At 32.6% G+C, this 301-nt stretch carries 1 protein-coding gene; it reads right to left on the bottom strand.

Features of this window, described 5'->3' with window-relative positions; translation table 11 throughout:
• Positions 1 to 251 (bottom strand): type II secretion system protein (locus tag AAEY75_RS14480; RefSeq protein WP_352259954.1); only part of this gene is annotated, 251 nt, incomplete at its 3' end.
• Between the last annotated feature and the right edge of the window lie 50 nt (positions 252 to 301).

Genomic DNA, 301 nt, shown 5'->3' with positions numbered 1-301 from the left:
ATCGCGAGTATTGCAACGGTGACAATCAGCTCTACCAGCGTAAAACCATTTTGACTTGAAAGTTTATAAGCGTGTTTATCGTCGGTGACATTCTGATTTAGAATCGTTTGTTTATGATTTATAGAAGAGATTTGAGACGTATAAATAAATATGATTGTACGGGCAAGCTTATTCTTAGCTAAGAGCAACTTAAGTAAAATAAATACAGATAGTTGTTGGCAATTTGACGATATTATATGTAATATAGCCATACGAGTATTACCTGTAACAAATTATGTATTTGATGCTATATTGATATGCC

The organism is Psychrobacter sp. TB55-MNA-CIBAN-0194, from assembly GCF_040309505.1.
GTDB classification, from domain to species: Bacteria; Pseudomonadota; Gammaproteobacteria; order Pseudomonadales; family Moraxellaceae; genus Psychrobacter; species Psychrobacter fozii.
Note: the sequence above shows the minus strand (reverse complement) of the source record. Positions and strands in the feature narration are given on the sequence as shown.